Source organism: Gemmatimonadota bacterium (genome assembly GCA_026706845.1).
Taxonomy (GTDB): Bacteria; Latescibacterota; UBA2968; order UBA2968; family UBA2968; genus VXRD01.
On record JAPOXY010000231.1, the window covers coordinates 1 to 10315 of the forward strand.

A 10315-nucleotide genomic window follows, 5' to 3' on the forward strand; every position below is an offset into this window, starting at 1 on the left:
CGGGAGGACTGTCGTTCACAAACCGACGCGCCAGCTTCGTAGAAATAAAATGTGCGGTTGAAGGGTGTTTGGTCAGCATATCCAGAACGCGCTCGCCCTCTTCTATGCCACCACCTGCCGGGAACTTCTCACCCAACACCACCTTGGCCTTTTTATCGTGCCAGGCATTGCGGAACAGAAATTCGCCCTGGCGAACGAGATTCTTATTGCCATTTGCGATTGCCCTATCGGTATTCTTGCGCCCATTCCCATAAGGCATCGCAGTCCAACCCGTCAGCACCCGCGCAACCTCGGTAACATCCTGCTGCGTGTACCCACCATCCACACCCAGGGTGTGCAACTCCATCAACTCGCGCGCATAATTCTCATTCAAACCATACTTGCGTCTTGGAGGCGTCTTCGGCTTCGCAACAGCCTTTGGAGGAGCCTTTGCCATCTCACCACCCATCATCTCACCACCCATCATCCCGCCATCCATACCCATCTCGCCCATTGCCACTTCCTTCTTTGGCTCAGGCTTTGCCTGATTCTGCTGCTGTGGCGTTGCCATACGCGACTGGGCATTATCCAGATAGTGCAACATCGCGGGATGCTTCGCTGTCGCACCTAAAATCACGCGGAACTTACCCAGCACATTGGGACGAATTGCATCGCGCTCATAGGTAAGCACGCGACTGCGCGCCCCACCATCGCGCGTGGTCACATTGAAGTGATTGAACCAGAAATCCGTTAGCACCTCGGCGAGTTGATTCTCGCTATACACCGCCCGCATCACCTTCTGACTCCGAAGCTCCTGATTAAAAAGCGCGCCATAGGGACGCAACCCGTGCTCCTCGCGATACGCTTTCATCTTTTCCCGCATCTCTTTGAGAGGCGTCGTCGCCGGATCCATTACCCCTTCTCTTTTCATCTGATTGCGAAGTTGACCATCTGGCATATAGATTTCGGCTATTTGTAACTGCGTCATTTTCAACGCCGGAAACGCTTCCAATCGCTTGTCCAACGCCGCATCCGGCAAATTGCCCTTCAACTGCTGAGCCAGCCACTTCTCGGGACCCATCTGCACCACCTTTTCCACTTCACCGGGCCGCGCACCAAAAGCAAAACGCTCTAAGAGATACGCCGCTGCCTGCTCTTTGTTTAGTCCTTCTTTTTTATAGGGCAATTTCAATTTGGCATCCGCCGAAGTGCCTGAAAGTAAGGCACCACAGCACAAAACAATAAGTGAAAAACGCAATATCATTTGTAAACCTCCTTAAAAAAAATGATCCCGACATTGTCCCCTGGGTATCTCACCCACCAGTTTATCGGTATTGAAACTCCGGCGACCCCAGCAGCATACTGACCACCTGCATATCTTTGCGCCTGGCATCTGCGGGAATCGCCTCCTTAACCTCTGAGACAATAGCACTCGTATCCTGTGCAGGCAACAGCAACTTGCCATACACCGCCAGTGCCGCATCCGTTGTTAGACCAGCGCTATCCCGGGACAACCGCTTCAATTCAATCCCTCTAATTTTGCCCGTAGCCAGATGGATACCAAAATTCATTCGCGCGATCAGCGTACCCGAATTTGCCCACGACTCGGCATAATCCGGAAAACCCGTAGGCGGTACATAACCATATAGCGGCTCGCCCATGCGGTCAAACCAAGACATAACAGGTTGTGGATTTTTCACATCGGCTTCCAGCGCGCGAAGAGAACTCACCACTACTTCTAACGGCGACTTCATCTTGCTGCGCTTCTTCGCCTCTGCCCAAAACTCTCGAGACTGCGCCAGCGTAGCCATCACAGCAGCGATATCCCCATCCGTCTTGCTAAATGTCTTCGCCATCCGCTTGACCAGTGCCTCGGGAGGACTGTCGTTCACAAACCGACGCGCCAGCTTCGTAGAAATAAAATGTGCAGTTGAAGGGTGTTTGGACAGCATATCCAGAACGCGCTCGCCCTCTTCCATGCCACCCCCTGCCGGGAACTTCTCACCCAGCACCACCTTGGCTTTTTTGTCGTGCCAAGTTTTGCGGAACACAAACTCGCCCTCGCGAACGAGATTATTACTTCCTTTTGCGATCTGCTTCTCGAGATTTTTCCGCGCATTTTTATAAGGCATCGCAGCCCAACCCGTCAACACGCGCGCAACCTCGGTAACATCCTGCTGCGTGTAGCCACCATCCACTCCGAGGGTATGCAACTCCATCAACTCGCGCGCATAATTCTCATTCAAACCGTATTTGCGTCTGTTTTTTGGAGGGGGCTGCGCCTTTGCAGGAGCGCCCATCATACCACCATCCATACCCATCTCGCCCGATGCCACCTCCTGTTTGAGTTTGGGTTGATTCCGCTGTGATGGCGGCGCCATACGGGAATCTGCATTATCCAGATAATGCAACATTGCAGGATGCTTTGCCGTCGCACCCAAAATCACGCGGAACTCGCCCAGCACATTGGGACGAATCGCATCCCGCTCATAGGAAAGCGTGCGGCTACGTGCCCCGCCATCGCGCGTGGTCACATTGAAATGATTGAACCAGAAATCCGTCAACACCTCAACGAGCTGGTTCTCGCTATACACAGCCCGCATCACTTTCTGCCCCTTCAATTCCTTATTGTAAAGCGCATTCTGAGCACGCAACCCGTGCTTCTTGCGATACGCGCTTATCTTTTTATTCATCTCTTTGCGAGACATCTTTACGGGATCAACCACACCCTCTTCCTGCAGTATTCTGCGAATCCGCCCATTCTGCACATAAGTTTCAGACATTTCAAACTGCGTCATTTTCAGTGCGGGAAACGCCTCCAATCGCTTGTCTAACTCGGCATCTGGCAAATTGCCCTTCAACTGTTGAGCCAGCCATTTCTCGGGACCCATCTGCACCACCTTTTCCACCTCACCGGGCCGCGCACCAAAGGCAAAACGCTCTAAGAGATACGCCGCAGCCTGCTCCTTATTCAGCCCCTCTGCTTTATAAGGCAGTTTCAAATCGGCATTCGCCGAAGTGCCTGAAAGTAAGGCACCACAGCACAAAACAATGAGTGAAAAACGCAATATCATTGGCAAACCTCCATAAGAAAACTCGAGTGCCATACTTCGACACTCGAGTTTTCTTTCCTGAAGCGGTGTAAACTGCACACGCGCAACACAACGTGTCAGTACAGCAGTTCAAATGAGTGGTCGATAATAACTTTACGTCATCACCTTAAACCGCTCACCTTCCCAACCCGGGAACATCGCAATATCGTGAGAACGATCGATATTCAGATGCTTACCCGCCACATCGGCAAACACAGAACGGAAATCCGTCGTCACGGGCAAATCGCGCCGATCTTCGAGCGCATCTTTCACCAGCTTCTCTGGCACATCCCCGTGGATCTTTCCGCCAGCCACGTTATTCCCCAGCACAAACAAACACGACCCGCGGCCGTGATCCGTACCCAGAGAACCATTCTGATGCACTGTGCGACCAAATTCGGTCATCGTCATCAGCACAACATCGTCCTGATACGTCCCCAGATCCGTCCAGAATGCCGCGATAGACTTGGACATCTCATCTGCTCTGCGCTGGAAAGACCCCGTCGTTGTGCCCTGCTGAACATGGGTATCCCAACCGCCTGTCTCGGTAAAGGCAACCTCAAGACCCACATCCGACTTGATCAACAACGCGATCTGTTGCAGCCTGCGACCCAATGCCGTATTGGGATATTCCGCGCCTTCAACGGGTTTGTAATCTCGTACACCGATCTTTTCCAACAACTCAATCGCATCAAAACTCTCCCGGCTCACCCTCTGAACCAGGCGTTTGGCACTCCGCGCATACATCGCCTCAAACCCTTCCTCGACCTGTTCGGCCCCCTGCGGATTATTCGGCATCTGGATGCCAAAGGAACGCAGATCATCCACTGCAATCGAAGGCTCCTTCCCGTAAAATGCGCGCGGCAACGCTCTGGTCAATGCCACAGACCGGAAGGGCGTACCCTCGTGCCCGAGCAGTCCAACAGCCCGATTGAGCCAACCCGTCCGCGTACCTTTCACACCAGGCGTCCCATTTTCCATATAATCCTGGGCGTCAAAGTGCGACCGCGTCTTATTCGGCGAGCCTACGCCGTGGACAATAGCCAGACGACCTTCCTTGTACAGCGGTGCCAGATCCGCAAAAGAGGGATGCAATGCAAAGCGACCATCCAGATCCGTCAGCTTGTTTTTCGGATCGGTCAGGTGCATAAACAAATTGGGGCGCGCCTCGGCAAGTGCTGGATCGTTAAATGGCGTCACCGCCATCAAACCATCCATAGCCCCGCGCTGGAAAATCGTCACCAGCACTTTGCGACGACTATGTGCCAGCGGATTATTCGCCGCGTCAGCCGCGCGGCTCAAGAACAGCGGTGTACCCCCAAACGAGGCCGAAAACAATGCCAATCCGCTGCCCTTCATAAATGCTCTTCGCGTCCATTCCATAACGCTATCTCCTTTCCGAGTTTATCGGTATTGAAATTCCGGCGACCCCAGCAACATACTGATCACCTGAACCTCTTTGCGTTCGGCATCTGCGGGAATCGTCTGTTTAACCTCTGATGCAATAGCACTGGTATCCTGTGCTGGCAACAGCAACTTGCTATACATCGCCAGTGCCTCTTCCGTTGTCAGACCAGCGCTCTCCTTGGGCAATTGCTTCAATTCAATCCCCCTAATTCTACCCGTAGCCAGATGGATACCAAAATTCATTCGCGCGATCAGCGTACCCGAATTTGCCCACGACTCGGCATAATCCGGAAAACCCGTAGGCGGTACATAACCATATAGCGGCTCGCCCATGCGGTCAAACCAAGACATAACAGGTTGTGGATTTTTCACATCGGCTTCCAGCGCGCGAAGAGAACTCACCACTACTTCTAACGGCGACTTCATCTTGCTGCGCTTCTTCGCCTCTGCCCAAAACTCTCGAGACTGCGCCAGCGTAGCCATCACAGCAGCGATATCCCCATCCGTCTTGCTAAATGTCTTCGCCATCCGCTTGACCAGTGCCTCGGGAGGACTGTCGTTCACAAACCGACGCGCCAGCTTCGTAGAAATAAAATGTGCGGTTGAAGGGTGTTTGGTCAGCATATCCAGAACGCGCTCGCCCTCTTCTATGCCACCACCTGCCGGGAACTTCTCACCCAACACCACCTTGGCCTTTTTATCGTGCCAGGCATTGCGGAACAGAAATTCGCCCTGGCGAACGAGATTCTTATTGCCATTTGCGATTGCCCTATCGGTATTCTTGCGCCCATTCCCATAAGGCATCGCAGTCCAACCCGTCAGCACCCGCGCAACCTCGGTAACATCCTGCTGCGTGTACCCACCATCCACACCCAGGGTGTGCAACTCCATCAACTCGCGCGCATAATTCTCATTCAAACCATACTTGCGTCTGCGTTGTGGAGGAGCCTGCGCCTTTGCGGGAGCCTTTTCAGGAGCTTTCGCCATCTCGCCACCCATATCGCCATCCATCCCACCATCCATACCCATCTCACCCGAAGCCACTTCCTTCTTTGGCTCGGGCTTTGCCTGCTGCCGCTCCGATGGCGGTGCCATACGCGACTGTGCATTATCCAGATAATACAACATCGCGGGATGCTTTGCCGTCGCACCCAAAATCACGCGGAACTTGCCCAACACATTGGGGCGAATCGCATCGCGCTCATAGGAAAGCGTACGACTGCGCGCCCCACCATCGCGCGTGGTTACATTAAAGTGATTAAACCAGAAATCCGTCATCACCTCAGTGAGCTGATTCTCGCTATACACAGCCCGCATCAGCTTCTGACCCTTCAATTCCTGATTGGAAAGCATACCATAAGGACGCAACCCGTGCTCCTTGCGGTACGCGTTTATCTTTTCATTCATCTCTTTGCGAGGCGTCTTCGCGGGATCAATCAACCCCGCTTTCGCCACCATTCTGCGAATCCGTCCATTATTCACATAAACTGCGGCCATCTCTTCCTGGGTCATCTTCAGCGCGGGAAATGCTTCCAACCGCTTCTCCAACGCCGCATCTGGCAAATTGCCCTTCAACTGCTGAGCCAGCCACTTCTCTGGACCCATCTTCGCTACTTTTTCCACTTCACCTGGGCGCGCACCAAAGGCAAAACGCTCTAAGAGATACGCTGCGGCCTGCTCCTTACTCAGCCCCTCTGCCTTGTAGGGCAGTTTCAACCCGGCCTCCGCCGGAGCTACCGCAAGCAGCGCACCACAACATAGAACAGCGAGTGCAAAACGCAATATCATTGCAGACCTCCTCGAAAAATTCCCCAAAGGGAATGATATCGTTTGAATATTTTCAAATAAAATATATCACAATGCCTAATGGTGCAATACATTTTACATTTTTTTACATTTTTAGAACAAATCTGCCGGAACGGGCCTGACAATAATCGAGTCAACCCCAAAACCTTCCAACTGCTGGGGATTCAAAGGGGCTTGCTTATACTGCAGGACATAAGACGCGCCGCCCTGTATCAGATTCACCGTCAAAATATCGCCCTCTTTGCTGAAATCCACATCGGACGCCGTCACATAAGTCAGATTCACGCCATCTGGCGCACCGCCCCGCAAATTGCCATTGAGCACGGGCACGCCATTTTGAATCACATATCCCGCACGCCTGTTGAAAAACCGGGCTTCATCGGCATGCGTGGAAAACTCGACCGGCCTGGCAAACGTGATTTCCACCAAACCCTGTTCTATAACCGGGCCATTCTCGATCAGGGGATCCTCCAAACCGGCGGCTGGCACATGGCCAGATGGCGCGCGGTGGCGAGGACTGCGCCGCTCCAGAATGGGTATCCACTTGATGTCCAGTGAAGCCGGAATACTCGGAAATGGGTCTTCGGGATCCATCCACGTGCCATTGAGATGAGAATCTTGCAAATACCATGTGCCGGAATACGGCATATCATGGGTATCCAGTTCTGCAACCACATCAGCCGGGGGAGCATAAGTGGAATAGCGTATGCCCTGACCGTCCTCTATCCACATAATCATCTGATGAGGACGAGGGTCTTCATAGGGCCACGGACTATTAAAATAAATAGCTGTTCGGAGATTGCGGTTTTCAAACGAGCGGTTGTCTGGGCTCTGAGCATTTGGAATACTGATGCGAACGCGCCCATTACCCAGCACCCTCACACGGCTATCTTCCTCGGCGCCGGGCAGCACGCCTATCAGGGTATTGGGCTGGTTCAATGCATCAGCCGAACGCACCGGAAATGGGCTTGTATAATTACCCAAACGATTGGACAATTCACCGAACATCGGCAACCTGGGACCGATCAGCCAAATATAAAATGCACCGAGTGCCAGTCTATTACGCTCGTGGTTATTGTGATTATATTCAATACGAAGTTGATCGCGCGTGGCATTTACTGAACGCATATAATGCCGCACGGTTTTTTCATACGTCACCGACGCCAGCGGCGGAGCGGTAAGCGGTGGATTGTAAACAAATACCACCGTGCCATAATCCGATGCCGCCGCCGTAAAAATAATATGCCTGGGCGTACCCTGAGGCGGATCGGCGACGTTGATGGCACTTCCTCCACTCGTCCCGGAAATCAGCCGATAGCTACCGCGCCACTCCTCGGCAGGCTCAGTCGGAACATCGCGAGTACATCCCGCTGTACCCAACACACCAATTAGACAAAACAATAAAAACTTACGCATTTTGTGATTCCTCCTATCAGCAGGTAGGTGGGACGGCACAGGGGCCGTCCCCTATGCCTTAGAACGTTCCCGAAAGCGTCAAACGCAGCGGTCGCTCTTTAATTGCACCGCCGATATCGCTATACGAAACATCCACACTGATCTTGCGCTCTTCGGTTACATTGAGATTTACACCCGCCCCCACGCTCCAGCTCTCTACATCGTACTTGAACTTATAACCGGCGCGGAGTGCCAGCAGATTTTGTATCCACAACTCGCCGCCAATATGATCGCGCTCTCCGTAATCGCGGAAGAACACGTGCTCATAAGCACCCGTCAGATAAAGCGGGTCGCCCTGCTTGCCGATCAATTCCATTGCGACGGCCAGATTGTAGAAAAACGGCAGGCGATAATCCTCGGTCAGCACTTCCTTATTGCCGCCCAGGTTGCTGATGGTCATGCCCACGCGCAGACTCTTGAAACCCGTGTAAAAAATCGTACCGATATCAAAAGTCGTGGAACTCACATTGATAATGTGAAGCTGTGATCGCACATAGCGCAGGCGAAAACCCATCGAAAATTTATCGGTCAGTTGCTTGGCAAAAGACGCCGCAACTGAAAAATCACCCAGCTTGATATTTCGCCCCGTCCCATCGGGTTGCATGGGCGTGGTCTCTTCCACATCGGGATAGGTAAACGTGCGAAAGGCGACACCCACAACGCCTATGGGAATGCGATAGGCAAAACCCCCAGCCCCCATTTTGGTGCCCACAAGCCACTCGTTATAAGATGCCAGATATGCCATATTGTCGATATGCACCAGCCCTGCTGCATTCTGGAATATCGAGTGAATATCTCGCGATGTGCCCACATTGGCATCGGCCATGCCAGCCAGGCGCGCAGAGGCAGACAGCTTCAAAAGCGCGAACCCACTGCGCGCAATGCGGTTGCCCTTATCGCCTTCCGAGCGAAAATGCCCTTCCGCAGCTACGGGTTCCAGATCATCAAAGCCTGCCACATCCTGAGCCAGGGCACTTTGAGGGCTGAGAAAAAGCGCGATAGCTGCTATCCAGATCATACGTTTCATAATTTGCTCCTCAATAATGACCAGTGATCAATTGACAATCACAAACAGACCCTTCTGGATCTGACCCTCACTCAAGGGATGGTGCGACTCAATCGCCCAGATATACGTACCGGCATTGAGACGACCGCGCGTATTGGCATTCAAGCCCACCGTGTGCGTATCCCACTCAATCTCGCCGCGCGCCACAGGGTTGCCCCGCTGCGGGTCGAGCGTATCAAAGGTCTGGCGCCATGCCAGATCGCCCGTCAGCGTATAGATGTACAGCGTACACCTGCTCGGCACATTGATCCACCGGATGCGAGGCGCGCCATAGCTGTGCTCATCCCTGCCCTGTACCCAGGGATTGGGCACCACCCTGATCGGCAGCGACATAGTCTCGTTTTCATGGTTGAGCAAAGCAGAGGTCAGCCTTGGCACAATGCCATTGGCGGGGAATAAGTACTGATTGCGCTCATCCGAATGCCCGGTTTCCAGACCCTGCTCATCAAACGCGCGTACCGAATAGTGGTAAATAAATCCCTGATCGGGCTCTGGATCGATAAACTGATAGGTACCCCAGCGGAAAGGACCATCGACCTCGGCTTCAGCGGGGTCCTCCTGGCCCTCTGCCCAAGGCTGATTGAGAAAAGCGGCACCGGGGGGCGCATCTGAGGTCAATTGGCGTTCGCCTTCAGGTCCCACGGCTTTGGGGATTGTCGCCAGCAATTTCCACGGCCCAGCCCGCATAAAATCAGAGCGATAGATCCGATAACCCAGCACATCGGGACGACCCAGGTCTGGATCGATCGCCGTATCGGCAACGCCCGACCAGTTTATTTCGATATTGCCTTGCAGGTTCGTCATCCCATTGACCTTCACATCGGGCGGCTGATTAAGCCCGTCAAAGCCCAGATCATACAGCTTTTGCGCTTCATTGCCGTGTGCATGAATCGCTTCCAGACCCAGTTCCAATTCGGGAACCAGGCTCTGCTGCTGCCAGTTCCACTCGTAGGGACGCGCATATCCGCTGGTATCCATGCGATACTTCGCTGCATTGGACGCCATCCCCGCCACATAGGCGATCACCACTTTGGCCTTATCGCCGGGACCCAGGGTATAGGGACCGTAAACTTGTGCATCGATCCACGCACCCAATTCGTCATTGTCGTGGCTCTGCACCATGCGGTCTGTATCATTTTCTCCGAGTACACCAGCAGCATCGCTGTAAATGTCGAACAATTGGTTCTCGCCGTGCGTACCGCCATGGGGATCATCGCCCAGAGCCGAAGAATACATCCGCCACCTGAACACGGCGTGGGGCTGTGGACCTTGCGGCTTCACATAACCACCTTTGCGATCCAGTGCATTGAAGGGATGGTCAGATGTACCCGTCGCAATCGGCATCATCCCGATATACTGCGGAGAAAGCAAGGTGCCATCCTTAAAATTGGATGTTGACACGTATTGATGCTGTGCGCGGGACCGGGTATAAGGCTCCCCGTAGTCGTTCCACAATCGGGCAACGGCATCGCCGTCATACACATAAGTCAGATGCATGGGCGCGCCCTTG

Annotated in this window: 7 protein-coding genes; all 7 read right to left on the bottom strand. The window is 53.4% G+C overall.

Features of this window, described 5'->3' with window-relative positions; genetic code table 11:
- Nucleotides 1-1243 (bottom strand): DUF1800 domain-containing protein (locus OXG87_20740; protein ID MCY3871982.1); only part of this gene is annotated, 1243 nt, incomplete at its 3' end.
- A 61-nt stretch (nt 1244-1304) separates the two neighbouring features.
- The gene (locus OXG87_20745; GenBank protein MCY3871983.1) at nt 1305-3053 is read right to left on the bottom strand and encodes a DUF1800 domain-containing protein; all 1749 of its coding nucleotides are present in this window, start codon (nt 3051-3053) and stop codon (nt 1305-1307) included.
- Nucleotides 3054-3185: 132 nt separating this feature from the next.
- Complete coding sequence (locus OXG87_20750; protein MCY3871984.1) at nt 3186-4454, bottom strand: DUF1501 domain-containing protein; 1269 nt, start codon at nt 4452-4454, stop codon at nt 3186-3188.
- Nucleotides 4455-4475: 21 nt separating this feature from the next.
- The gene (locus OXG87_20755; GenBank protein ID MCY3871985.1) at nt 4476-6266 is read right to left on the bottom strand and encodes a DUF1800 domain-containing protein; all 1791 of its coding nucleotides are present in this window, start codon (nt 6264-6266) and stop codon (nt 4476-4478) included.
- A 111-nt stretch (nt 6267-6377) separates the two neighbouring features.
- On the bottom strand, nt 6378-7700 hold the full coding sequence (locus OXG87_20760; protein ID MCY3871986.1) for a hypothetical protein: 1323 nt from the start codon (nt 7698-7700) through the stop codon (nt 6378-6380).
- A 58-nt stretch (nt 7701-7758) separates the two neighbouring features.
- Nucleotides 7759-8766 carry a PorV/PorQ family protein gene (locus OXG87_20765; protein ID MCY3871987.1) on the bottom strand — a complete coding sequence of 336 codons (1008 nt, stop codon included), beginning with the start codon at nt 8764-8766 and terminating at the stop codon, nt 7759-7761.
- Between the two features lie 27 nt (nt 8767-8793).
- The coding region (locus OXG87_20770; protein MCY3871988.1) for a hypothetical protein at nt 8794-10315 on the bottom strand (1522 nt) is incomplete at its 5' end.

What these genes read in the sequence shown, in the direction of transcription:
- OXG87_20745 (MCY3871983.1), bottom strand. Translation starts at nt 3,053, where the DNA reads ATGATATTGCGTTTTTCACTCATTGTTTTGTGCTGTGGTGCCTTACTT.
- OXG87_20750 (MCY3871984.1), bottom strand. Translation starts at nt 4,454, where the DNA reads ATGGAATGGACGCGAAGAGCATTTATGAAGGGCAGCGGATTGGCATTG.
- OXG87_20755 (MCY3871985.1), bottom strand. Translation starts at nt 6,266, where the DNA reads ATGATATTGCGTTTTGCACTCGCTGTTCTATGTTGTGGTGCGCTGCTT.
- OXG87_20760 (MCY3871986.1), bottom strand. Translation starts at nt 7,700, where the DNA reads ATGCGTAAGTTTTTATTGTTTTGTCTAATTGGTGTGTTGGGTACAGCG.
- OXG87_20765 (MCY3871987.1), bottom strand. Translation starts at nt 8,766, where the DNA reads ATGAAACGTATGATCTGGATAGCAGCTATCGCGCTTTTTCTCAGCCCT.